This is a genomic window from Aequorivita vitellina (genome assembly GCF_022008365.1).
Taxonomy (GTDB): domain Bacteria; phylum Bacteroidota; class Bacteroidia; order Flavobacteriales; family Flavobacteriaceae; genus Aequorivita; species Aequorivita vitellina.
In genome coordinates, this window is sequence record NZ_JAIRBA010000013.1 from 22,027 (window position 1) to 48,175 (window position 26,149).

A 26,149-nucleotide genomic window follows, 5' to 3' on the forward strand; every position below is an offset into this window, starting at 1 on the left:
TTAATTACATATTGGGCATGAGCACCTTGTCAATTACGTGAATTGTACCATTAGAAGCATCCATATCTGCACTAGAAACAGTAGCAGTTTTTCCTTTTGCATCCTTAATCATCAGTTTTCCGTTTTTTTCAGATAACGTTAAAACATCACCGTTTAAAGTGGTAACATCTAGCTTATTATTGGCCTCTTTTACTTTTGCCAATACATCGGCAGCAGGTAGTTTGCCTTGTAATACGTGATACTTAAGAACATCTTGAAGTTGCTCTTTGTTTTCTGGTTTCATTAAATTCCCCATTATCGCTCCCGGTACCTTATTAAAAGCTTCATTGGTTGGCGCAAATACAGTGTACTGCCCTTCAGATTTAAAAGTTTGAGTCAAATCTGCAGCTTGAAGTGCACTCACTAAAGTGGACAAATCTGCATTACTCATTGCTTTTGCCGCAATTGAATTGGCTTCCATTTCTGCCAATCTCGCGGTATTCATTTCTTCAATTTTAATTAAAGAATCTTTCTCGCGCTCCATGCGCAATTGTTCTGCTTGAGCTTCAGCTTCAGCTTCTTTCTTTTTCGTGTCCTCGCAGCTTGCAAAAAGCATTGCTACTACCGCTAGAGACATTACAATTGTTTTTAGTTTCATAATAATTTTTGTTGGTTTATAGTTTCGGTCAAAGATATTATAAGTACCATTCACTTTTTGCTAATTAATCCCCCAGTTTAGTTAAATATTTAATAAATTTTATAAGGTACTCTCAGTGATTTGAATCAATTATTAAATTTTTATTAATCCTGAAAAATCGTGAATTTAAAATGCATATCTTTATATATTAACCCATAAAACATAATTAAAAATGATTAAATCAAAATATCAGAGCGTTTTAGATTTAGGTGAAAAACTCAACATTAAAGACGGGGATGTAAAAGAAGAAAACGGACAACTAAAAGTTTGGGGCACCGCAAAAAATCAGTACGAGAAAAATCTGCTTTGGGATGAAATAAAACGTGTTGGTGGCGAAAATCCAACCGATATTATGGCAGACATTAAAGTTGCCGATTCCTCTGTTTTTGCACATCACACTGTAAAAAGTGGCGAATCATTAAGTAAAATTGCAAAACAATATTACGGTAATGCCAATAAATACAACGCAATTTTTGAAGCCAACAAAGGAAAATTAAAATCTGCAGACCTTATCCATCCTGGTGATGAGTTGGTTATCCCAAATATTTAATTATTAGTTTAAAGCGTCAAAAAACCGCCAAGTTTATCTAAAACTGGCGGTTTTTTTATGCTATAATTTTAGATTAAAGTCCACTAATATAGCTTCCGTATAAATCTCTAAAATGCAGACCATTTCCTAAACTGTAACGACTTAATTTTTTATTTTCGGCCAAGGCCCAAAGAATTAATTCTTTTAGAAAATAACTGTCTTCTTTTACAGTTTCTGGTTGGTATTTTTCTATTAATTGTTGTAATGGAATAATACGGTCCAATTCATTTTTATATTCGTCATCTGAAAATGAATCGAGTAATTCAAAATCGTTTTCTTCAAAAAACCAAGCCACAATTTCGGCGTACGGGTCCGAATCACCTTCCTTTGTAAGTTTTTCAATTTTTGGAAACTTCTCTTTAAACGTAGTGTTTACGGCATCCACAATTAACTGTTGTGCTACTTGCGAAACGCCTTCCTGCTCCCCTTCGTAAACCAATTCTATTTTCCCAGTAATTGACGGAATTATACCAATAAAATCGCCCAAACGTACACTGGTTTTTTCATCTCCGGTGTGCAATGCACGTCTTTCGGCAGTACTTAATAAATTTTCAAAAGCTGTAATACTCAATCGAGCGCTAACGCCACTTTTAGCATCTATAAAATCATTTTCCCGGGCCTCAAAACTTATTTGCTCTAAAATATCTTTTGCCAAATTGGGAACATAAACGTTTGCTTTTGCTTTAATAGCTTCGGCCGTTTCTTGTTCAGTAATTGTGCGCGCGGTTTCAATATCTTCTGGGTAGTGGGTTAAAATTTGCGAGCCAATTCTATCTTTCAGCGGTGTAACAATGCTGCCACGGTTTGTGTAATCTTCGGGGTTTGCTGTAAAAACGAATTGAATATCCAAGGGCAAACGCACGGCAAAACCACGAATCTGTATATCGCCTTCCTGCAAAATATTAAAAAGTGCCACTTGAATTCGCGGTTGTAAATCGGGCAATTCGTTTATAACAAAGATGCAACGGTTACTGCGTGGAATCATCCCAAAGTGAATCACGCGATCATCGGCATACGTGAGTTTTAAATTTGCAGCTTTTATTGGGTCAACATCGCCAACAATATCGGCAACCGTAACGTCTGGCGTCGCTAGTTTTTCTGAAAAGCGGTCGTCGCGGTGTAACCAACTTATGGGCGTATTGTCACCTTTTTCAATAAGTACGTTTTTGGCATACCGCGAAATAGGGTTAAACGGATCATCGTTAATTTCGCTGCCTTCCACCATTGGGATATACTCGTCTAAAAGCCCAACCATTTGTCGTGCCAATCGCGTTTTAGCTTGTCCGCGAAGCCCCAAAAGATTGATGTTGTGTTTTGAAAGAATAGCGCGTTCCAATTCGGGAATTACAGTAAGTTCATACCCGTGAATACCCACAAAAGGCGATTCTTTCTTCATTATTTTTTGAAGCAGATTGCGGCGCAATTCTTCTTTAATTGATATTGATTCGTAACCCGATTTTTTGAGTTGTCCGAAGGTTTTAATTGTTTCTATTTTCATAATTGTTATTAGATATAAGAGAAAAGAAGAAAGCTAAAAGACTATTAACCCAAGGGGTTTTGAAAACCAGAGGTCATCATTTGCCATTCTGTTATATTATTTTCCAACTTTTCTAATTCTTCATCATTACTATATTTTTTATGATGTGCGATTAATAATTGAGTACTTAATTTATAGGATGATCCCGATGAAATATCTAGAAAATGATTAAATGATTTATCGGTTCGAGAGGATCCCTCCGCGATATTACTTGGAATTGAGATTGAACATCGACTCATTTGAGAAGTCAAGTTACACTGTTCTTTCTGAGAAAAAGCTTCTAAGATATCTGATGTGTCAAAAGCTATATATAAAGCTTTTTTCCATATTTTTAAATTTTTATAGTTGTGCTTAAGTTTCATAATATATGGATTCTAAAACTAAAAATTTTACGCTGTTTTTCGTCTAAATCGCGCTTCCTCTTCTTTATACTTCCCTTTATAATTTTCAACGCAAACGTTTCGTTCTATTCGTTTCATAATCACTAAAAATCATTTCGCCCAAACCTTTTAATCCTGTGTAAAATGCTTTGCCTTTATTGGCCGCCGTAAATTCTTCAACAAACTGCATTAAATACGGGTCTTCAGCAATCATAAATGTTGTTATTGGAATGTGCAATTTCCGCGCTTGCGACGCCATTGCATAGCATTTATTCACAATATAACTGTCCAAACCATTGCTGTTTTTATAATAACGTCCGTCCGGCAGTCGCACGCAGCTCGGCTTTCCATCGGTAATCATAAATATTTGTTTGTTGGTGTTTCGTTTTCTTCGCAATAAATCCATTGCAAGTTGAAGTCCGGCGACTGTATTTGTATGATACGGCCCTACATTTAAATATGGCAAATCCTTAATTTTAATTGGCCAAGCATCATTTCCGAAGACTAAAATATCTAAAGTATCTTTTGGATATCGCGTGGTTATAAATTCGGAAAGCGCCATCGCCACCTTTTTTGCGGGCGTAATTCGGTCTTCGCCGTAAAGAATCATACTGTGGCTAATATCTATCATTAACACGGTACTCATCTGGGTTTTATACATGGTTTCTTCAACCACCAAATCGTTTTCTGAAAGGGTAAAGTCGCCCAGTCCGTGATTAATTTGTGCATTTTTAAAACTTTCGGTCATCGAAATCTGTTCCAACGAATCGCCAAAACGATAATCGCGAAACTCACCAGCCTGCTCATCTCCCCTTCCCGTTTGTTTGGTTCGGTGGTTGCCGGCACCGCTCTTTCGCAGTTTTCCAAAGATTTGTTCCAAAGCGCGCTTCCGAAGGGCTCTTTCAGTTTTTTCGGTAATTGCCAAGCCGCTTTTACCATCTATCTTTATTTCTTCGCGCAGATAGCCTTTCTTTTTTAAATCTTCCACGAAATCGTCTAAAGTATAGTCCTCGGTAGTGAGCTTATACTCTTCATCCAACTGTTTTAACCAATCCATCGCTTCATCAAAGTCTCCGGAAGTATGGGTAATCAATTCCTGAAAAACATCGAACAGTTTTTCAAACGGCGATTGGTCTTTTGGTGTGTGCTTGGTGAAGACAAACCCGCTCTTTGTAATTTTCTTATTCATATTCTAAAAATAAAACTTTCACGGCTCATAAAAAAAGGGCAAACGTTAAACTCCTACCAATTAAAATACGCTTTAGTAAAGAATAATTAATGTGGGAAAAACAAAAATTCCTTAGATTTGTTTTGAAAATCAACTACATATCCATTAAAATTAAGCATTATGAAAAATTTCAGTTTAATCTTTTCCGCTTTGGTACTCTTTGTGGCGTGTAAAGACAAGCCAAAAGACGAAACCAAGGAAGTTGCAACTGTAAATACTTACTCTATTGAACAGTTTATGGGAAATGAAAATGCTTCGGCCAATGGATTTTCACCAGATAAGTCTAAGGTTTTAATGACCAGCAACCGGTCTGGAGTTTACAATATGTACACCGTTCCAGCACAAGGTGGCGAGTTTACACCGGTAACCCAATCTGATAGTGCTTCGGTTTACGGTATTTCGTATTTTCCTGAAGATGACCGAATCCTTTTTAGAATGGACGGAAATGGTGACGAAATTTATAAAATTTTTGTAAAAGACAGCAGTGGAATTAAAAGATTGACACCCGAAAAAAATGTGCGTGCGCTATTTCAAGGCTGGGCAAAAGATGGTAAAAGCTTCTATTATAACAGCAACGAGCGCAATCCGCAGCAAATGGATGTTTACGAAATGGACATCGTTACTTTTAAACCGAAACTGATTTATAAAAATGAAGAAGCAATGGATTTCGGGGGAATTTCAGACGATAAAAATTACATGCTGCTTTCAAAAGCTATAAATACAAACGACAGCGATTTGTTTCTGTTGAATCTGAAAACTAACAAAAAAACGAAAATCAACGAAACTGTCAGCAAAAATTCACCCGAAGATTTTTCGCCCGACGGGAAATCATTCTACTACACAACAGACGACAATTCTGAATTTAGTTATTTAATGAAATACAACGTTGAAGACGGTACCAAAGAAAAAGTTTTAGAAAAAGATTGGGACATTAACGCCTTTTATTTTACGCACAACGGCAAGTATTCGGTGCTGTTTAGCAATGAAGACGCCAAAACAAAAATGTATGTAACTGAAGTCGCTACTGGCAATGAATTGAATTTCCCAGAGATTGATGGACAAGCCATTAGTGCGGCTAGATTTTCAAACGACGAGACCATGGCATTATTAACCGTTGGAAGCTCGCAACTGCCTACCAATACTTACTCCTACAATTTAGCAACACAAGAATATTACAAGCTTACCAATGTTTTAAACCCGGAAATTAATCCAAACGATTTGGTGGAGGCCACGGTGGTTAGATACAAATCTTTTGACGGGTTGGAAATTCCGGCAATATATTACCAACCAAAACAAGCAACCGTAAACAATAAAGTTCCAGCATTAGTTTGGGTTCACGGCGGCCCCGGCGGACAATCTCGACAAAATTACAGTTCATTAATTCAATATTTAGTAAATCACGGCTATGCTATTTTAGCCGTAAACAATCGCGGAAGCAGTGGCTACGGAAAAAGTTTTTATAGAATGGACGACCAAAATCACGGCGACAAAGATTTAAAAGATTGCATTGCAGGAAAAGATTGGTTGTCAAGTCAAGAAAATATTGATAAAGATAAGATAGGAATAATTGGTGGTTCGTACGGTGGTTATATGACGATGGCGGCACTTACTTATGCCCCAGAGGAGTTTGAGGTTGGCGTGAATATTTTTGGCGTTACAAACTGGATACGTACTTTAAAAAGCATTCCGCCATGGTGGGCTTCTTTTAAAGACGCGCTTTATTTGGAAATGGGCAATCCCAATACGGCAGATTCTGTTCGTTTAAAGCAGATTTCACCTTTATTTCACACTGAAAATGTAACCAAACCTTTGATGGTTTTGCAAGGTGCCCAAGACCCGAGAGTGCTTAAAATTGAATCCGATGAAATTGTGGAAGGCGTTAAAAAGAACGGCGTTCCCGTAGAATACGTTGTTTTTGAAGATGAAGGTCACGGCTTTGTAAAAAAAGAAAATGAAATAGTAGCAGGCAAACGCATTTTAAACTTTTTAGACAAGTATTTAAAAGGTGAAAGTGAAAACAGTTTAGACACCAAAACCGCCGAACGAATTGAAGTAAAATAGCTGTGTATTTTAAAGTATACCTATTTTTTCTGAATGGAGAATTGCCTTTTCGCTATTGCTGAAATAACAGGTTGCTACATCCATAGATTCTATATTATTAAGAATTTTCTGAGTATGCGTTTTTTTTGTTTTTGATGTTTGCCGAATATAAATAGCCTTTATATTTTCGGGAAATATCTTCACCACACGTTCGTATAAATACGGATCCTTTTGCGAATCGTCGCCTAGTAAAACGTACTTTAGTTTTGGGTAAAACATAATGATGTCTTTTATCTTTTCAAACTTGTGGTCGTGGCTTCCTCTTCCTGTAAAAAGAAAATCTGAAATACCCGTTTTTATTTTTTTGAGCTTTATTACCGCTTTGGGAAGTTCGTGAAGTCGTGCAAACGAGTCGATAAATTCATATAAATTCCATTCGCTACTAGAAACGTAAAAGAAGGAATTTGAAGCAGTTTCATTCTCCTGCCCCGCCCTGCTCAAGGCTTGGTAGTGTGGTACAACATCTTCAAAAACCTTGCGTTTGTTGATGTTTTTTAAAAGTAGAACATATAGTTTTTTAAGGAAGTTTCCGCTGTGCGAAACTAAAAAGGTATCGTCAATATCTGAAATTACACCAACTTTGCTTTCAAAAGGTTTCAGTATTTCTGAATTTTCAACAATGCCATAATCGTAGTAGTTGCAAATAACCTGATACGGATGCCAGCCACTTTCAAGCTTTTCGGAATATGGAATTGTAAACCTGAAATATCCATCGGCCAAGGTTTTGGTTGTAATTTCAATGTTTTTAAATTTCAATTTTACTTCCACATTTTCCAACGGTTTTATTCTAAACATATGGATTACCGAAACCGCATGCCGAATTCCCTTGCGGTCCAAACGGTACTTATCTGGCGCCCAAGATTTAAAAACGTGCCCAAAAACCACAAGTTCTTCAGCGTTGGCATAGCCTCTATAAAGTTTTAAATCTAGTTTCACTAATTGAGATTTTGTTAACGGTTTAGTATTTCCAAAATAGGTATTTTTAAAATTATTCTTTACTAATGAAATCAGAAAATTATATTTTATTAATTGTAAACCCTATTGCTGGCGATTCAGAAAAGGATACTATTATAAATTCGGTTACAAGTGAAGCAGCTCGTAGGCAAATTAATTTAAATCTATATAAAACTACCGGAACCGGAGATAAAGAAGCTATTGATTCGTTAATTGACGAATTAAAACCCGAGCGCATTTTGGTTGCGGGTGGCGATGGAACTATTTCGTTAGTCGCAGCCTGCGTGTTTGAAAAAGATATAATTTTAGGCATAATTCCCGCCGGCTCTGCAAATGGGATGGCAGTAAATTTTGATTTGCCGCAAACACTTCCGGAACAGATTGCGATTGCATTTTCAGATTGCACCCTGGCAATAGACGTTTTGTTTATCAATGAAAACATTTGCCTGCACATAGCCGACTTAGGAATAAACGCCGAATTGATTAAAAATTATGAAAATTCGAGTGTTCGAGGAAAGTTTGGCTACTTTTTACAGACTATACCTACGCTAATAAATTCTGAATATCCTTTTCATTTTGAAATTGAAACCGAAGCAGGCACCACCGAAGAAACCGGAATTTTACTGGCAATTGCAAACGCAAACAAATTTGGAACCGGTGCCACAATTAATCCAGAAGGCAAGATTAACGACGGTAAATTTGAAATATTGATTTTTAAAAATCTAGATGTAATTGAAATAGTAAAAACAATACAAGAAAGACCCCAAATGCATTCAGACTTTGTGCGTGTTATTTCAACTCATAAAGCGAAAATTAGAAGCAAAAAGAAGGTGCCATTTCAGATAGATGGTGAGTTTTTAGACCACGTTGATGCGGTATCGGTTTTTGTTTCAAATCAACAATTAGAAATAGCATTGCCCGAAAAATTCTGTAAACTTCACAAAAACAACACCGAATTATGAATATTGAAAAAGTATCATTTACCAATAAAGATGAAGAACAATTGGCGGGTAGGTTAGAACTGCCCTTAGATCAAAAACCGCATAACTTCGCCATTTTTGCCCACTGTTTTACGTGCACCAAAAATTTAATTGCCGTAAAAAATATTAGCAGATCGCTCACCGCCGCTGGTTTTGCCGTTTTGCGATTCGATTTTACAGGTTTGGGTGAAAGCGAGGGCGATTTTGAAAACACTAACTTCTCTGGAAATGTTGACGATTTAATTGAAGCTGCAAATTTTCTCACTAAAAATTATATCGCGCCAACGCTAATAATTGGTCATTCTTTGGGCGGAGCTGCAGCCATATTTGCCGCCGATAAAATACCGTCTATTAAGGCTGTGGCAGTTATCAATTCGCCCAGCGATCCTTCGCATGTGCGGAATTTACTAAGAGATAGCGCACAAGAAATTGCAAAAAACGGAAAGGCGAAAGTAAATTTAGGCGGTGTAGATTTCACCATAAAAAAACAATTTTTAGACGATCTTGAAAACAAATCGCTTAAAACTATAGTGGGTAGTTTTAGGAAAGCGCTATTAATATTGCATTCACCACAAGACAAAACCGTGGGCATAAAAAATGCTGAAGATTTATACATTGCTGCGCATCATCCTAAAAGCTTTATTTCGTTAGATAGCGTTGATCACCTTTTGAGCAAAAAAGAAGATTCCAGCTATGTAGGGCAGGTAATTGCAGGCTGGGCGGCGCGTTATGTTTCCATTCCGTCAAAAGAAGAATTAAAAAGCAAAAGTAAAGTTGCGGCAAGTTTAGATAACGATACCATGTTTACCACCCAACTAAAACTTGGCGATCATAATATGCTGGCAGATGAGCCCAAAACTTTTGGCGGAAACAATTTTGGCCCTTCCCCTTATGAGTTACTGTCTGCTGGGCTCGCCGCTTGTACGGTAATGACAATACAAATGTATGCCAGAAGAAAGAAATGGGAAGTAGAAAATGTAACCTGCCACATAGATTATTCAAAAGATCACGCGGTAGATTGTGAGCATTGCGAAGATGATTCGGCTAAAATAGACACCTTTAAACGCAAATTAACTTTAAAAGGAAATCTTTCCGAAGAACAAAAAACGAGACTGCTGGAAATTGCCGATAGATGCCCCGTTCATAAAACTTTGCATTCTAAAACACAGATTATAACTACTTTGTTAGAATTATAAATTCTTATTCATTGGTATTAATCTATTTCGTAAACTTGTAGTATACTTAAAACTTCAGTTTATGAAACAAATATATCGGTTAATACTTATAGCATTTGCGATGGCAATTTTTCAAAGTTGCTGCCGAAATGGCGACTGCGATGAAATAGATGATTTTCCTGGTTCCATGGTCGTTTCGGCATACGAACCCGTTTTTATGGAGCGGCCTGCCTTTGAAAGCAGTGTGGTACTTTCTCCTATTAAACCAGTAATAAATGCGGGAAAAATATATGTTGTGGGTACGTATCTTTTTATAAATGAAAAAAATGAAGGGTTTCACGTTTTCAATAATGAAAATCCCGCCAATCCATTGCCCATTCATTTTATAGAATCGCCCGGAGCGACAGATTTGGCTATACGCGATAATGTTTTCTTTATAAATCAGGCAACAGATCTTATAGCTGTTGAAGTGAATTTGGAAACGGATAGATTAACAGTTTCAAAACGAATAAAAGAAACATTCCCCATAATGCTATCGCCCGATGGGTTTTATCCGCAAAGCATTCCTACAAACAATGTAATTGTAAACTGGATTCCTAAAACCACCACGCCATGAAAAAAGTAGTATTTTTATTTTTTACTGTAGCACTTACAATTGCTTGTAGCCAAGATGGCAACAACAGTTCTTCAAACGAAATGATGAGTAATGGCGACGGACAAGGTGGTTCTTTGGCGCGTTTTGCAATGTTGGGCGATTACCTATACACCGTAGATGAATATGGTTTAAACGTTTATAATATTGCAACCCCAGCAGATCCAGTATTTGTTAACAACGTACCCATTGGGTTTAGAATTGAAACTCTTTTTAACTATAAAGAATACCTTTATATAGGTTCACAAAACGGCATGTTTATTTACAGTGTAAGCAACCCAGAATTTCCAAGTTATCTTGCCGATGTGCAGCATTTTACCTCCTGCGATCCCGTTGTGGCAAATGCCACTATGGCTTTCGTTACGCTCTGGTCTGAATTGAATTGCGGTACAACTTTAAACCAGTTAGAGATTTATGACATTACCGATGTTGTAAACCCTACCCTTCTGAGTGTTCGGAATTTAACCCACCCAAAAGGTTTGGGGCTGTACGGTGATTATCTAATTGTATGCGACGATGAAATAAAGGTTTTTGATATTTCAGACCCCACCAATTCGGTATTGGTCCACAATATAAACCGGCTTGCTTTTGATGTAATTATTCAACACGATTTGCTGATTGCTATTGGTCAAAACGGAATTTATCAATATCAACTCAATCAAAATAACATTGCTGATACTTCAGAATTGAGCGTTATAAACTTTTAAAATAGTCTTAAATAATTGTGCTCGCCCAAAAACTATTGTACCTTTAATTATAAAACTAAAATTAAACCAAAAAATAAATCATGAAAAAAATTAGTTTAGTTTGTGGCCTATTTGCCGTTTTGGCTTTTGTAGGGTGCAAAAATGAAAAAAAAGATGCTGAAAATATGGATACGATGAACGATACCATACAAGTAGACAAAGAATCTGAACCAGAAATAACAAAAAGTATTTCGGTTACAATGGAGCCAAAAAGCAAAAGTACTGCCCAAGGTGAAGTTTATTTCAGTGAAGCAAATGGGGTTGTTAGTTTAGAAGCTAAGTTTAGTGGCTTAACACCAGGAACACATGCAATTCACTTACACGAAAAAGCCGATTGCAGTGCTGCCGATGCTACTTCTTCTGGCGGACACTGGAACCCAACTCATTCAAAACACGGTAAATGGGGCGATGCTGACGGTTACCATAAAGGTGACATAGGTAACTTTGAAGTTGGCGACGACGGTACTGGTAAGGTTACAATGTTAACAGACCAATGGTGTATAGGCTGTGGCGATGAAACCAAAGATATAATTGGAAAAGCTGTAATTGTACACGAAGGACAAGACGATTTTAAAACGCAACCAACTGGCGATGCTGGAGGAAGAGTTGCTTGTGGCGGAATTATTAAATAATATTTCGTAACATATTTTTAGAAAAGCCATCCTAAATATAAAGGGTGGCTTTTTTGCTATTTCATATTTTGAAGCATCAAAATAATTAAAATGAACTTTAATTTTATTATTATTGAAAGCAATTACACTCAATATACGCTTAACGCATTATGAATACTTCACCCCAAATCTATTTTCTTTATATTTTTCTATTCTTCACGCTAAACGCATTATATTCTCAAAACCGCGAGAATTATGAATTGCTGTGGGAAATTAAACATAAAAACAGTAACAAAAAATCGTACTTATTCGGTACGCTTCACCTTAAAGATGTGCGGGCCTTTAAATTTAGTGACTCGGTAATTCCAGCAATAAAAAGAGCTGAAGTGTTTGCTTTAGAAATTCATCCAGACTCCGCCGTAACAAGTTTTAGTGAAAATTATTACAACACCGAAACAGAAAATATTTACAAAAAGATTCTTTCAAAAGAAGAATATCAGAAATTGAAAGATCGTTTTTTTGAAGTCAAACAAATCGATTTAGATAGTTTTCCATTAAAAAATCCAAGTTTAATAAAATCCATGTTAACGCTAGACGAAAGCAAAGCCGATGATCGCCGTACCTTTTTAGACGCCTATCTATACGGCATTGCTTACAATAGTAAAAAAGAAATAACCGGGCTTGAAAAAGTTGAAGACCAAATGACCATGTTTGAAGCACCAACCGATATGGAGCTTCGAGAAAGCATTTTATCTATTTTAAACGACCCGCATCACGAATCGGAAAACCAAATTAACAAAATAACCCAGTTGTACTATGAAGGCGATTTAGAAAAAATATTAGCCTATGTGAGTTATAGTCGCGCTACAGATTCTATTATGGCTAAACGCAACCACGTTATGCGCAACAGCTTGGAAAAAATAATGAAATCCAAAACAGTTTTTGCTGCGGTTGGCGCAGCACATTTACCTGGAGATCAAGGTTTAATTCAATTGCTCCGCGATGCAGGATATCAAGTTTCTAAGGTAGAAGCCACTTTTAGCGACCGCGAAGAACAATACGAAATTGTTCCAGACATAGACAGATGGGTTGAAGATCGCGATGCAACGCTCGGCTACCGCGTATTAACGCCTAATAAAGCCACACCAATCGCCATTAACGAATCTGTAAATGCAATGACAAGCACCGATTTAATTTACGGTGGTACTTTTATGTATATGATTGGAGACTTAAGAAATCAAGTTTTGAAAGATGGATTTGATTTTGTTGGAAATATAATCAACAGCCAGACCAAATCTGCTTCAGACTCTATATTGAGTAGAAAAACTGTAGTTAAGAACGGTGTGGAATTTTCTGAAGTTATAATTGTAAAAGATAAAGAATACGTACGGTTGCAAGTGGCTATGAAAGGTAAAATTGTATATACTTTTATGACCGAAAATACTTTAGACGAAATAACTTCGGCGTACGCAAACGCATTTTTTGATTCTATTAAAATTTTCGAACCTTCATTTGCTCCAGCGGTTTGGCAAACACAAACAGACAGTATTGGTGCTTACAGTATTCGCGTTCCCGGAAAGGTGACAGACAGAAGTCAGATAAAAGACAATCCAGATGGTAATCAAGATTCGCCTTATATCATTAATATTTTTTCAGCAGAAGACAAAGCTAACAATTCCATCTTTCTGTTTCGCTATAACAATCAGCCTGTTGGTTATTATTTAGACCAAAAAGAAGAATACTTTGCAGAGTTCGACCAATATTTTCAACAAAATGGCACCTACTTACGTGAGCCCGAAAAAATAATGAAGGACGGAAGCGAAGGCAGAAAATATGAACTTTTATTTTCGGGAAAACACCATACCATCGCAAAGCTATTTCTACGCGGAAACCGAACTTATTTGTTAATGGCTCAAACTTTTAAGGAAGGTGAAAAAATTTCAGAAGACAATGAGTTTTTCAACTCATTTGAATTTTTACCCTTCACCGAAGCTGCATTCGATACCGTTGTAAACATTCAAAATAAATATTCATTTAAAGCGCCAAGCCCCAAAATTGTTACAGAAGAAGAGCCCCAAGATGCTTATTCGGAGTACAGCTATGTGAAAAATTACAGCGCCTTGGACGAAACCACTTCGGGCACTTATTTGGTGCAACACATAAAGTTAAAACCGTATTATAGAAAAAAATCACTTCAAGATTTTTACCAGGACTATATCGAGCTTTTTACGGGTTACAGCGATAGTATCACCAGCAATGTAAATACCACCTTGGCCGGAAAACCCGCACGCGAGATTAGAATGCAAAACACAAACACCAACGTAAAACAACGGATGAAATTAGTATTGGATGACGATAACATCCTATTACTTTTAACCTATTTGGGCGATGAAGAAATTAACAAGCCCCGCGTTGACAAATTTTTCAACTCCTTAAAAATTAAGCAAAACTCCAAAAATTTCAACCTTACAGCTTCAAAAGCAGATTTGATTTTTAAAAACCTAAAATCTAAAGACTCTATAAAGTTCGCAGAAGCCAAAGGCGCTTTAAATTATTACGAATTTGACGCTTCAGAATACAAATATTTAGAGAAGAATTTAAAACATAGCTATCCGGACGACACGACATACTACGGTGCAAAATATTATATTATTAATGCAATGGCCATACTTGAAAAACCTGAAACGTTAAATACTTTCGAAACGTTTTATAAAAACAAGAAAAGTAGTTACGAAGCTCGTATTGAAATTCTGGAGCAGCTTCCGAAACTAAAAAATAGTAACGCATTAGCTACCTATTTTAACCTTTTGCAAAATCATAAACTCAATCGCGTTCCAGGCAAGAATTACGATATTATGACTACGCTATTAGACACTATTCCGTTGTTTGTTGCCAACGACGCTCGGTTCGCCGAGTTAGTAGATATAGACGATTACAGAGCAGAGTTGGCTTCAATGTACGCGTATAATGTTATTAATGACAGTGTTTACGCACATAAAATGCCGCTGTTAAAAAACAAACTACTTTCATTTATGTATCAAGACGTTGCAAAATATGTAGATACTATTTCTCGGAAAAAAAATCCATATCTTCCCGAAGGTATTATTTATAGTTACATTGAATTTGCAAAAAGTTTTAACCCCGTCCCGCAGGAAGTTGTAAAAACCTTAAACCTTCTTTCGGAACAAGTGAAAGATGATAATTGGTTACAAGCGCAAGCATTAATGGCGGCCACAGAATTAAATATTGAAGTTAACCCACAAACTCTTAAAACCAGTTTTAAAGATATGTATGTGCGGTTCGAATTGATGGAAAGCCTAATTAAAGCTGAAAAAACCAATCTAATTCCCGAAGTGTATTTAGAGCCGCAAGAATTTGCAAAACTATCACTTTACAATATGGTGGGCGCCGAATACGAGGGATATCCGCAATATTTCAACTATTTAACTGAAGTAACTGTTGACGGTACTGAATATTATGTATTTGAATTTTCTTATTTTGAAGACGATGCAGATAAGTATCTCGGAATTGTTTCGAAAACAGCGATAGACTTTTCAGATTTTCAAATGGCCGATGCTTTTATTTCTTCGGAAACCATTGAAGAAGATTGGAAAACCCAAGCCACGAAAATTATAGCTGAAAAAATTAAGGAGAAAGATTTAGATACTGAATAATTTCAGATTTACACAATTAAAAAAAGTCCCACTTCTGCGGGACTTTTTTTATTTGAATATTGCAATTTTAGATGTGCAACGCTCTGTTATCTGTCGCCGCAAGCGCAGCTTCTTTTACAGCTTCGGCATAAGTTGGATGCGCGTGGCTCATTCTGGCTATATCTTCGGCGCTAGCACGATATTCCATCGCTACTACAGCCTCGGCAATTACATCGGCTACCCTTGCTCCTACCATATGCACGCCCAAAACCTCATCGGTTTTTTTGTCTGAAAGTATTTTCACAAAACCATCAATGTCACCACTGGCACGGCTTCGTCCTAATGCACGCATTGGAAATTGACCCGATTTGTATTCTACTTTTGCTTCTTTAAGCTGCGCTTCAGTTTTTCCTACCGAAGCAACTTCCGGCCAAGTGTAAACCACGCCTGGAATTAAGTTATAATTGATATGTGGTTTTTGTCCGGCGATTATTTCGGCAACCAAAACTCCTTCTTCCGAAGCTTTGTGTGCCAACATTGCACCGCGAACTACATCGCCAATGGCGTAAATGTTTTTAATGTTTGTTTGCAGTTGATCGTTCACATCAATCATGCCGCGTTCGGTGATTTTCACGCCGGCGTTTTCAGCTTTTAAACCATCGGTATAGGGCTTTCTTCCAACGGAAACCAAGCAATAATCGCCTTTAAAAGTTACTTCTTTATCCTTTTTATCAGTAGCTGTAACAGTTATTTCTTTGCCCTTTTTAGAAACTGCAGAAACCTTATGCGAAAGGTGAAACTTTACACCTTGTTTTTTCATAGCTTTCATTAATTCCTTGCTTTGGGCAGAATCCATTGTTGGAATTATTCGATCCATATATTCCACCACGGAAACCTCAGCCCCTAATCGACGGTAAACTTGACCTAATTCTAAGCCAATTACGCCACCGCCAATAACAATCAAATGTTTCGGAATTTCCTTTAAGCTCAACGCTTCAGTTGAAGTAATAATCCTGTCTTTATCTAACTTTATAAAAGGAAGTGTAGAAGGCTTACTACCCGTTGCAATAATTGTATTTTTTGCTTCAATAGTTTCATTTTTTTCACCACCGGTAATTTCAATATGAGTTGCGTCTTTAAAAGCACCCATTCCGGTGAAAACGTCAATTTTGTTTTTATTCATTAAAAACTCAATTCCTTTGGTAGTCTGTTCTACAACCGAAGCTTTGCGTTCCACCATTTTCTTGAAATTCACTTTTATATCGCCGGGAATTTCAATACCGTGGTCTTCAAAATGCTTTATGGCTTCTTCGTAATGATGCGACGAATCCAGCAATGCTTTACTAGGAATACAGCCCACATTTAGGCAAGTTCCGCCCAAGACATTATATTTTTCAATGATCGCGGTTTTCATACCCAATTGTGCGCAACGGATTGCCGCTACATACCCACCGGGGCCCGAACCAATTATTGCTACATCATAAGTGCTCATAAAGTGTTTCTTTTAAATTGAAGTGCAAATTTAACAGTTAAAGCTTAGATAGTAAAAGTTATAATCAATAAAGTTTCGGCAATTATTTTAAGCAAAACTTTTAAAAGGAAATGGGTTATAATTTGACCACTCATTTTAATTTTCGCAAATTTGCGAGACATTTTAAATAAACGACCATGGCATTTAAACCAGCAGATAAAATTCAGGATTTACAGTATTTTGGCGAATTTGGAGGGGTTAATCCTTCAATTTCAGATTCTTCAACATATACGTTTCTTTCAGCAAAAACAATGTTCGATACTTTTGAAGGCAATGCCGAAGGGTGCTATTTGTATTCGCGCCACTCTACGCCTTCCAATTTATATTTGGGCGAAGCTTTGGCCGCGATGGAAGGAACCGAAACCGCAAATGTTGCCGCAAGCGGAATGGGTGCCATTACCCCCGCTATTTTGCAACTCTGCAAAGCTGGCGATCACGTGGTTTCCAGTCGCACCATTTACGGCGGAACCTATGCTTTTCTGAAAAACTTTGCGCCGCGTTTAAATATTGAAACCTCTTTTGTAGATATTACAAAACTCGATGCCGTGGAAGCCGCCATTACAAAAAACACGAAAATACTGTATTGCGAAGCCGTTAGCAATCCACTTTTGGAAATTGCAGACATTGAAGCACTTTCAAAAATTGCCAAAAAACACAAGCTTCAACTTTTGGTTGACAATACCTTTTCACCGTTAAGTATTTCACCTGCCAAATTGGGAGCTGACGTGGTTTTGCACAGCTTAACAAAATTTATAAACGGAAGCAGCGATACTATGGGCGGCGTAACTTGCGGCACACAGGAGTTTATCGATACCTTGCGAAACGTAAACGATGGCGCCAATATGCTGCTTGGTCCAGCAATGGATAGTTTGCGCGCAGCCTCTATTTTGAAAAATTTACGAACGCTTCACATTCGTATAAAACAACACAGCGAAAACGCTCTGTATTTAGCCGAAAAGTTTGAAGCCGATGGTTTAAAAACGGTTTACCCAGGATTGAAGTCTCACAATGGACACGAGCTTTTCAAAAAAATGATGAACAAAGAATATGGTTTCGGTGGGATGCTTACGCTGGACGTTGGCGGAATTGACAAAGCCAACGAACTAATGGAAATGATGCAGGAGCGGAATCTTGGGTATTTGGCGGTGAGTTTAGGCTTTTACAAAACCTTATTTAGCGCCCCAGGTTCTTCTACTTCTTCTGAAATTCCTGAAGAGGAGCAAAAAGAAATGGGACTTAGCGACGGATTGATTCGATTTAGTATTGGGTTGGATAATGATATTGCACGCACGTACCAGATGATGCGGGAGTGTATGGTTGAGGTTGGTGTACTGTAAATATTTTTTATGTTATTTCAATTCTACCAATTCAACTGATAATGAACTTCCTGATAAAATTGTAGTAGAAATTCCGGAAACTACTGATATGACATCATTAACATCAAATTCTACAAATATTGACCTAGTAGCGGTTGCTTGTTGAATTTGAGCCTGAAAATCCATATAAGTTCTACTTCCTGATATTTCATCGGTTAAATCTTTCAAATAAAAATATGGATTATTACCACCGGACGCAGAAACAGTATAGGTCACCCGATAAACCCCTTTATATAGAATTGTAATTTTACTATTATCAATGGTGACATCCTTAAATAGACTTAATATGTTGAACCCTATTACATCGCCACTTGATACAGAAGTATTACTGTTTCTATAAATTTCACCATAAATCGGATCAGCAGCATTTCTCTTCCAAGTAACATTACCCGCCCCATCCGTTTGTAAAATTTGTTTATCGGTTCCTCTAACATTAGGAAGCGTATATGGACTAGCCCCTCCTACAACTAAATTTCCAAATGATCTTACCTGAGTATTACTAGAACTACCAAGAACTATTTGATTACTTGAAGTTGTGTTAGAACCATTGCCGATTGCTGTACTATTTTGTTGTGTTGCAGTTGCGCCATTACCAATAGCTATGGCATCATTTGCACTCGCGCTTGCATTATTTCCCATTACAATAGTGTTTTGATTTGAAGCAATAGCAGCAGATCCCAGTGCAATTGCATAATTGGCATTTGCTTTGGCATCATTACCTATAGCAATATTTTTATAATTTGACTGGGCTCCACTACCAATTGCAACGGATTCATTTCCATTATTCTGTGCTTGATATCCTATCGCCAAAGCTTGATATGCTGATTTCGATTCATAACCTATTGCAACCGATTGATTGCCATCATTATTAGCATTATACCCAATAACTAAAGCCTGGTGTGCTGATTCCGCACCATATCCTATTGCAACCGATTGGTTTCCATTACTATTAGCGTTATAGCCAATAGCCAATGCCTCGTGACTTGCAGATGCCGATTTTCCCAATGCTAAAGAATTATTAGCGGTAGCCACAGCATTTTCGCCAAAACTAACCCCTCCTTGAGGATGCAAATTACCCATACTTTTATTGTTTACTTTAAACTCTAGAGAGTTATAATTAGTTGTTCCCAAAAAATTATTATTTGCAATACTATTTCCTGTTAAACTCCATCCCTCTGTACTCCCACTACCACTATTTTTTATTGGACTCCATAAACTTCCCGTCCAATAGTAAAACCCAGGCGAAACATCATTGGTTGTTGCCGTATTATAAACTAATAAGCTTGATGCGGGTGAGTTAATTGGGGAGCTGCTGGTCGTTCTAGTTAAATTTACTCTGGGAAGCAACATCCCTTTCTCAGAAGAAGTTATATCCAACACACTGGAAGGGTCTGGATTGGTAGTACCAATACCAACCTGTGCGAAATTTGAAAATGATAATGTTATAAAAAACAATGATATATAAATGGTTTTCATACTTGAGCATATTTAAAACTCCGTAAACATATATCCGTTTTATGTTAATTCCAAAGGTTTAATCGATTACTCAATTTTAAGTCGTTGTATAACTCATTTTGACGACAAAGTGACTAGATTATAGGTTATTTGTAGACCATATAATTTTAATCTACTCACTAAGCAATGACAAGGACTTATCTTTTTAATTTGCATAGGTTTTTACAAAATCGTAACATTACAATCCAATTTAAAACTTCCCTATGCAAAGTCAGGATATTAAGCCCACAGATCCAAAAGATGAACAAGTAGTAGAAAATAAAGAATTGAATATTTGGGAGGCGTTAATACCGGTCGTTGCACTAATTATAATGCTTTTTTACAATGTCTTTTTCGCTTATGGTGATGATGCCCTAAGTGGAAGCAACCAATTCATTCTTTTAATGGGCGGTGCCGTGGCTGCCATTGTAGGCTTTTATAACAAGGTGAGTTTTGACCAGATGCTGGAAGAGGTAGCTATAAATATAAAATCTACTGCTGGGGCTATTTTAATACTTTTAATGGTTGGCGCATTGGCCGGAACGTGGTTAATTAGCGGAATTATCCCCACAATGATTTATTACGGACTACAAATTTTAAATCCAACAATATTTCTAGCTTCTTGCGTAATTATTTGCGCTATTATTTCGGTGGCGACGGGAAGTAGTTGGACTACTTCAGCAACCGTGGGGATTGCTTTAATTGGTATTGCCAATGCCTTAGGAATATCGGTGGGAATGACAGCTGGAGCAATTCTTTCCGGCGCTTATTTTGGTGATAAAATTTCGCCTTTAAGCGACACAACAAACCTCGCTCCTGCAATGGCTGGCACAGATTTATTTACACACATTAGGTATATGCTGTACACTACCGTCCCTACTTTAATTATTACCTTGATAATTTTTACAATCATAGGGTTCAGTATAGATACTTCTGGCACCGCCGATACACATTTAATTCTGGCAGCTGTAAAAGAATCTATTAATGTTAGTCCGTGGTTGTTTTTGGTTCCTGCAGTAGTAATTTTTTTAATTGTCAAGAAAACGCCTCCTTTAATTGCGCTTCTAATAGGAACACTTTTTGGCGCAGTTGCCGCATTAATATTTCAACCAAATATAGTTGCCTCAATAGGCGGTGGAACATCGCTTACGTTTGAAAATGGCTATAAAGGAATAATGAACGCCATTACCGTAGACAGTGCTATCCCTACAGAAAATGAAGCTTTAAAAGACCTCTTTGCCGCCGGGGGAATGTCGGGCATGCTCAATACAATATGGCTTATTCTCTGTGCCATGGTTTTTGGTGGGATAATGGATGCTATAGGAGCACTTGCCGCAATCAGTAAAGCATTGTTGAAATTGTTCCACACAACCTTCGGACTTTTTGCGAGTACCGTGGCCAGTTGTTTAGCACTAAACCTTACTGCAAGTGATCAATATTTAGCAATTGTAGTTCCGGGAAAGATGTATTCAAAAGCGTTTAAAGATAAAGGTTTGGCTCCCGAAAATCTCTCACGAACGTTGGAAGATTCGGGAACAGTCACTTCTGTTTTGGTGCCTTGGAATACGTGCGGAGCATACCACAGCGGTGTGTTGGGCGTAGATACACTTCACTATGCGGGTTATGCTTTTTTTAACTGGCTTAGCCCATTTATGACTTTGCTTTTTGCCGCTTTCAGAATCAAAATCAGGATGTTAACTACACCTGCAAAAACATAAAACCTCCATTACTTTTACTTATAGTTAAAATTTTAACCTATTGCTAAAATCTATTGGTTTATAAGTTAATCCATTGAAGATTTCTTCCTTTATTAGAGGTACTTCCTATCTTTGCAATAGAAAAATATTAACCTTAAAAAATAAATAAAACTATGGCTTTAGTAGGAAAACAATTCCCAAACATTTCAGTAGATGCAATGAACGAAATGGGGGATACTTTTAAACTAAATGTGCTTGAAGAAGCTAAGAAAAACAACAAGAAAGTATTGCTTTTTTGGTACCCAAAAGATTTCACTTTTGTATGTCCAACTGAAATTCACTCATTTCAAGAAGCGCTTTCAAAATTTGAAGATAGAAACACAATGGTAATTGGTGCTTCTTGCGATACTCCCGAAGTTCATTTTGCGTGGTTAAACACTCCAAAAGACGACGGAGGAATTGAAGGTGTAACATACCCATTATTAGCAGATACTAACCGTAACCTCGCCAACGCACTTGGAATTCTTGATATTACAAACGAGCGCTACGACGATGAAACCGGATTGCTTATGGTAGATGGCGATAACGTAACTTACCGTGCAACTTATTTGATTGATGAAGAAGGAAAAATATTCCACGAAAGTGTAAACGATATGCCTTTGGGAAGAAATGTAAATGAATTCATCAGATTAGTAGATGCTTACACCCACGTACAGAAAAATGGTGAGGTTTGTCCAGCAAACTGGGAAGAAGGAAAAGAAGCAATGCAAGCAACGCGTGAAGCTGTAGCTACATACTTAAGAAATTAAGATATGATAGTAGAGTTAAAAGATGATAGCCTGCAACAGCTAATTTCTGAAGAAAAGAACGTAGTTGTTCAATTCTCGGCAGGATGGTGCGGCAATTGTAGAGTGATGAAACCAAAATTTAAAAAGTTGGCTTCGGAAACTGAAAATTTAAAGTTTGTATTGGTAGATGCCGAAAAATTTCCTGAAAGTAGAAAAATGGCAAATGTAGATAATTTGCCAACCTTCGCAACTTTCAAAAATGGCGAATTGGTAAACCAAGTACAAACCAACAAATTTGAACTTTTAAAAGATCTAGTGAATGAAGTTGCCAGTAATTAGACATATTCAACGTAACAATTCTATAGCGCAGATTGAAAGCTGTGTTGAAGTTTTGGAATCTTTCAGCGAATACAATCGTATTACAGAAGAAGAAATGGACGTTATTGGTGAGCTTATTACCAACCTTTGCGGGGCGGTAGAAGTACACAAAATGATCGCAGACGGCATGCCGGAGCGCGACGCTGCAAATACTTTTGCACAAAAAGTTTTGGGCTCCATAGACCGATAGATTTATAATATATACTTTATAAAAATCCCTTTGCAAATTTTGTGAAGGGATTTTTTCTTTAGGAAAAATAGCTTCAAAAAAACATTTTTTAAAAGTTCCTATTTACACTTAAAATATTACGAAATGTTACAAACATTTTCATATAATTTCATTTTATAATTATTTGAAGACCAATTAACTATACGTGTAATAAGATAATTTTGTATTTTTAGTTGATCTAACAAATAAAAAATGAAATTTGTTTGCTATTGTACTATCCTATTGTTGCTTTTTTCTGAAAGGAATATGGCACAACAGCCTATTACATTCCAGCACTTTGGCGTTGGCGAAGGGCTTTCCTCTGCAGATGTAACAACCATATTTCAGGATAGTCGCGGGTATATGTGGATTGGCACCGGCAATGGCCTAAACCGCGGTAACGGAAAGCAATTTACAGTGTATACCGTTTCTACAGACAGTAGTAAAACTTCACTTCCCAACGCAAAAATAAGAAGCATTTTTGAAGACCGTCACAAATCAATTTGGATTGGTACTTCCGCTGGACTTTCAAAATACAATCCGCAGTTAGAAAAGTTTACAAATTTCACCGAGGTTGGCGACTGCAAGAATTGTTTGGCTGGCCGTATCATAAAGGTAATAAAGGAAGATGGCAATTATTTATGGCTTGGTACCAACGCCGGACTCTCAAAAATAAATACCAAAACCAACGAGATTACTTCGTGGTGGCACAAAGAAGGCCGCGACAACATTCCATCAATTTATTCCATTATTGATATTCTTCTTCTTAAAAATGGTTCTTTACTTTTAGCCACACACGAAGGGTTGGTTGTATTTAACCCAAAACAAGACATTTTTACTGAAATAACAATTCCACTAAAACTGCAGGAAAAAGGATTGGGCGCTTTGTTTCAAGATTCATTCGGCACAATTTGGATTGGGACTAATTATGACGGCGTAATACAAATGACGGGAGATTGGCAGCATCCCAATTTTAAGCATTTTCCCCAACTCGTAGATGCCGAGGAAGGAAGAACAACAGTTTACGATTTTGAAGAAGATGCCAATGGCAGACTTTGGACTTCCAGTTATTTGGGCGTGTCGGTTTTAAATCAAAAAAACAACAAAATTAATTATTACAGAAGCAAAGCAGACAGCCCAACTTCCATTTCACAAAACCCCATAAAAAAAATATACAAAGATGCGCAAAACAGGATGTGGCTGGGCTCACGAGCGGGTATTGATTTGTTTGACCCGTATCTCAATCAATTTGAAATACTGAAACACGACAGTGATAATGCTCAAAGTATTTCTAACAACAATACTTTTAGCATTTTGGAAGATTCAAAGGGATACCTGTGGTTCGGCTTTATGGACAGTGGCATTTCTGTGCTTTGGAAAGATGAAAATGGCACGGAACAGTACCACCACATAACAGCGGGAATTGGTAATAGGCACCTAAAACACAACTCGGTTTATGCCCTCGAAGAAGACAAAAAAGGAAATATTTGGGCAAGCAGTCCCGGAGGTTTGCACATACTTGAATGGAAAGACAGAAGCAAATTTGAATACACCATTTCAACAGTTCCCGAAGGTTCCATAACTGAAAATAAACTGCCTGAAAGGCGTATTTATGAAATAAAAAACGATGCCGACAATAAAACGTGGTTAGCCACACATAGCGCCGGAATTATCGCTTTTGATACCCACGGAGCTGCACAGCAGTTTCTGTTTGAAGATCAAAACCCAGAACTGAGTTCAAAGGATTTTGTAGTTACTTTGAATATAGACGCTAAAAAACGAGTCTGGACTGGTAATTTCAATTTGGGAGGTGCCGTTATTCAAGATCCCACTTCCGAAACTTCCTTCAAAAAAATAAAGGGCGATGCTCCATTTTATTTGAAGGTGGTGAACGATTATTTCTTTGATGAAAATGAAGCGCTTCTCACTACCGAAGATGGAGTTTTTCATTTCTCGAATGTTGAAGAATTGCTCACATCCGAAAACCCAAATCATATTAAATACACAGAAGAATCGGGACTTTCCAGTAATTTCACTTCCGAAATTATAAAAACCAATACGCACGAATTTTGGATAAGCACGGTGAATGGTTTAACCAAATTAAATACCGCCGAGAAAAAAGCTACTTCATTTAAAAAAATTCTAAACGCCCGCGATTTTGAATTCAATCATAATTCAGCTGTACTCACCACCGATAGTATTGCGTATTTTGGAGGCACCCACGGTATTGTTCGTTTTAAACCATCAGAAATCTATAAAAATCCACATCCACCGCGAGTTTCATTTTCAGATTTTCGCATTTTGAACGTACCTGTTCCTATTTCAAGTGAAAAAACAAAAAGAACTTCAATTCCTAAAAACATAGCTTATATTGAAAATATAATTCTAAAAACATCAGACAAAATAATTTCCTTTACAATAGACGCAGTCAATTTCACACTTCCCGAAGAAACGCGCTACGCATACAAATTAGAAGGTTTTGACGAAACTTGGATTGAATCTGAAAGCCCGGTAATTACACGATCTAATCTCGATCCAGGAACCTACACGCTTTTGGCAAAAGCTTCAAATAACGATGGGGTTTGGAGCAATACGGCTTCACTTAAACTTGAAATGCCTACTCCGTGGTTTCAAAGTTGGTGGGCGTATTTTCTATATTTTATTTTAGCTATCGGTGGTGTTTATTTACTACTCAAATTACGATTGCAACAAGAACGGCGCATAGAATTAGCTCGTGCGCAGGAAAGAGATATTTTTAGAAAACGAAGTTCCCGCGATTTTCACGATGAAGCCGGTACAAAAATTACGAGAATTGCTTTAATAACCGAATTGGCCAGAATTGAAAATCCAAAAAACAAGGAATTACAGAAACATTTGCTGCAAATAGATGATAATATTCAAGACCTAAATAATGGAATGCGTGACTTTATCTGGACACTGGATCCTTCTAACGACAACGCGTACGACACCTTAAACCGTTATACTGAATTTGCGGGAAAGTTTTGTGAAATCGCCAATATAAAATTCCATTCAGACGCTATTTCCGAAGAGCTAAAAACCAAAGAGCTCAATATGGCCGAACGCCGCCATTTACTAATGATTTTAAAGGAAGCCACAAACAATTTGGTAAAGCACGGCAATCCCACCGTGGTGCATTTTGGCGTAAAACACAAGCCGGGAAAACTTGTATTAAAATTAAAAGACAATGGCAACGGATTTGACACCACTCAAGAAAATAGCGGCAATGGGCTAACCAATATGCGCGAAAGAGCCGAAGCCCTGGGCGGAGCGTTAAAAATAGATTCTAAAACAAACGGTGGCACTACCCTAACCCTTACTTTGGAAACTACCCGCTTGGGTAATTGATAAAAATATAGAATGGTTGTATCTTGCTAA

21 protein-coding genes are annotated in these 26,149 nt (G+C 37.2%); 14 read left to right on the forward strand and 7 right to left on the reverse strand.

Going from position 1 to position 26,149, the window contains the following annotated elements:
- Positions 1-4: 4 nt before the first annotated feature.
- On the reverse strand, positions 5-637 hold the full coding sequence (locus tag K8089_RS08185; protein ID WP_237602790.1) for a fasciclin domain-containing protein: 633 nt from the start codon (positions 635-637) through the stop codon (positions 5-7).
- Positions 638-848: 211 nt separating this feature from the next.
- Here K8089_RS08185 and K8089_RS08190 point away from each other — a divergent pair, with 211 nt between their 5' ends.
- On the forward strand, positions 849-1,226 hold the full coding sequence (locus tag K8089_RS08190; protein WP_237602791.1) for a LysM peptidoglycan-binding domain-containing protein: 378 nt from the start codon (positions 849-851) through the stop codon (positions 1,224-1,226).
- A gap of 73 nt (positions 1,227-1,299) precedes the next feature.
- Here the strand turns inward: K8089_RS08190 and K8089_RS08195 are convergent, their stop codons facing one another.
- The 3 genes from K8089_RS08195 to K8089_RS08205 all read right to left on the reverse strand — a co-directional run bounded on the left by K8089_RS08195 (position 1,300) and on the right by K8089_RS08205 (position 4,371).
- Positions 1,300-2,763, reverse strand: a complete 1,464-nt coding sequence (locus K8089_RS08195) for a magnesium chelatase (RefSeq protein WP_237602792.1) — start codon at positions 2,761-2,763, stop codon at positions 1,300-1,302.
- Between the two features lie 44 nt (positions 2,764-2,807).
- Entirely contained in the window at positions 2,808-3,164 is a 357-nt protein-coding gene (locus tag K8089_RS08200; protein WP_237602793.1) for a four helix bundle protein, read from the reverse strand.
- Between the two features lie 85 nt (positions 3,165-3,249).
- Positions 3,250-4,371 (reverse strand): vWA domain-containing protein, encoded by a 1,122-nt coding sequence (locus K8089_RS08205; RefSeq protein ID WP_237602794.1) that lies wholly within the window; start codon positions 4,369-4,371, stop codon positions 3,250-3,252.
- A 159-nt stretch (positions 4,372-4,530) separates the two neighbouring features.
- Between K8089_RS08205 and K8089_RS08210 the strand changes: the two genes are divergently transcribed.
- Complete coding sequence (locus tag K8089_RS08210; protein WP_237602795.1) at positions 4,531-6,471, forward strand: S9 family peptidase; 1,941 nt, start codon at positions 4,531-4,533, stop codon at positions 6,469-6,471.
- Positions 6,472-6,480: 9 nt separating this feature from the next.
- Here K8089_RS08210 and K8089_RS08215 read toward each other — a convergent pair whose 3' ends face one another.
- Complete coding sequence (locus K8089_RS08215; protein WP_237602796.1) at positions 6,481-7,446, reverse strand: App1 family protein; 966 nt, start codon at positions 7,444-7,446, stop codon at positions 6,481-6,483.
- Positions 7,447-7,511: 65 nt separating this feature from the next.
- Here K8089_RS08215 and K8089_RS08220 point away from each other — a divergent pair, with 65 nt between their 5' ends.
- The 6 genes from K8089_RS08220 (at position 7,512) to K8089_RS08245 (ending at position 15,302) form a co-directional block, all read left to right on the forward strand.
- Positions 7,512-8,426 (forward strand): diacylglycerol/lipid kinase family protein, encoded by a 915-nt coding sequence (locus K8089_RS08220; protein WP_237602797.1) that lies wholly within the window; start codon positions 7,512-7,514, stop codon positions 8,424-8,426.
- The gene (locus tag K8089_RS08225) at positions 8,423-9,640 is read left to right on the forward strand and encodes a bifunctional alpha/beta hydrolase/OsmC family protein (protein ID WP_237602798.1); all 1,218 of its coding nucleotides are present in this window, start codon (positions 8,423-8,425) and stop codon (positions 9,638-9,640) included. The genes K8089_RS08220 and K8089_RS08225 overlap by 4 nt, the downstream gene beginning before the upstream one ends.
- Positions 9,641-9,701: 61 nt before the next feature.
- A complete protein-coding gene (locus K8089_RS08230) occupies positions 9,702-10,235 on the forward strand; it encodes a hypothetical protein (RefSeq protein ID WP_237602799.1) in 534 nt (177 codons plus the stop codon).
- Entirely contained in the window at positions 10,232-10,978 is a 747-nt protein-coding gene (locus K8089_RS08235) for an LVIVD repeat-containing protein (protein WP_237602800.1), read from the forward strand. Before K8089_RS08230 ends, K8089_RS08235 begins: the two co-directional genes overlap by 4 nt.
- Before the next feature lie 80 nt (positions 10,979-11,058).
- On the forward strand, positions 11,059-11,649 hold the full coding sequence (locus K8089_RS08240) for a superoxide dismutase family protein (protein ID WP_237602801.1): 591 nt from the start codon (positions 11,059-11,061) through the stop codon (positions 11,647-11,649).
- 149 nt (positions 11,650-11,798) lie between these two features.
- Positions 11,799-15,302: a TraB/GumN family protein gene (locus K8089_RS08245; RefSeq protein WP_237602802.1), complete on the forward strand. Its 3,504-nt coding sequence runs from the start codon at positions 11,799-11,801 to the stop codon at positions 15,300-15,302.
- A gap of 67 nt (positions 15,303-15,369) precedes the next feature.
- On the opposite strand, the gene lpdA is transcribed toward K8089_RS08245, so the two are convergent.
- Positions 15,370-16,773 carry a dihydrolipoyl dehydrogenase gene (lpdA, locus tag K8089_RS08250; RefSeq protein WP_237602803.1) on the reverse strand — a complete coding sequence of 468 codons (1,404 nt, stop codon included), beginning with the start codon at positions 16,771-16,773 and terminating at the stop codon, positions 15,370-15,372.
- Positions 16,774-16,949: 176 nt separating this feature from the next.
- Between lpdA and K8089_RS08255 the strand changes: the two genes are divergently transcribed.
- A complete protein-coding gene (locus tag K8089_RS08255) occupies positions 16,950-18,149 on the forward strand; it encodes an aminotransferase class I/II-fold pyridoxal phosphate-dependent enzyme (RefSeq protein ID WP_237602804.1) in 1,200 nt (399 codons plus the stop codon).
- A 12-nt stretch (positions 18,150-18,161) separates the two neighbouring features.
- Here the strand turns inward: K8089_RS08255 and K8089_RS08260 are convergent, their stop codons facing one another.
- Positions 18,162-19,664, reverse strand: coding sequence for a hypothetical protein (locus K8089_RS08260; RefSeq protein WP_237602805.1), 1,503 nt, complete (start codon positions 19,662-19,664; stop codon positions 18,162-18,164).
- A 242-nt stretch (positions 19,665-19,906) separates the two neighbouring features.
- Here K8089_RS08260 and nhaC point away from each other — a divergent pair, with 242 nt between their 5' ends.
- The 5 genes from nhaC to K8089_RS08285 all read left to right on the forward strand — a co-directional run bounded on the left by nhaC (position 19,907) and on the right by K8089_RS08285 (position 26,119).
- Positions 19,907-21,400, forward strand: a complete 1,494-nt coding sequence (gene nhaC / locus K8089_RS08265; protein ID WP_237602806.1) for a Na+/H+ antiporter NhaC — start codon at positions 19,907-19,909, stop codon at positions 21,398-21,400.
- A 152-nt stretch (positions 21,401-21,552) separates the two neighbouring features.
- The gene (locus tag K8089_RS08270) at positions 21,553-22,188 is read left to right on the forward strand and encodes a peroxiredoxin (protein WP_237602807.1); all 636 of its coding nucleotides are present in this window, start codon (positions 21,553-21,555) and stop codon (positions 22,186-22,188) included.
- Between the two features lie 3 nt (positions 22,189-22,191).
- The gene (locus K8089_RS08275; protein WP_237602808.1) at positions 22,192-22,506 is read left to right on the forward strand and encodes a thioredoxin family protein; all 315 of its coding nucleotides are present in this window, start codon (positions 22,192-22,194) and stop codon (positions 22,504-22,506) included.
- Positions 22,487-22,735, forward strand: coding sequence for a DUF6952 family protein (locus K8089_RS08280; RefSeq protein ID WP_237602809.1), 249 nt, complete (start codon positions 22,487-22,489; stop codon positions 22,733-22,735). The genes K8089_RS08275 and K8089_RS08280 overlap by 20 nt, the downstream gene beginning before the upstream one ends.
- Positions 22,736-22,966: 231 nt before the next feature.
- Positions 22,967-26,119, forward strand: coding sequence for a sensor histidine kinase (locus K8089_RS08285; RefSeq protein ID WP_237602810.1), 3,153 nt, complete (start codon positions 22,967-22,969; stop codon positions 26,117-26,119).
- Positions 26,120-26,149 lie beyond the last annotated feature (30 nt).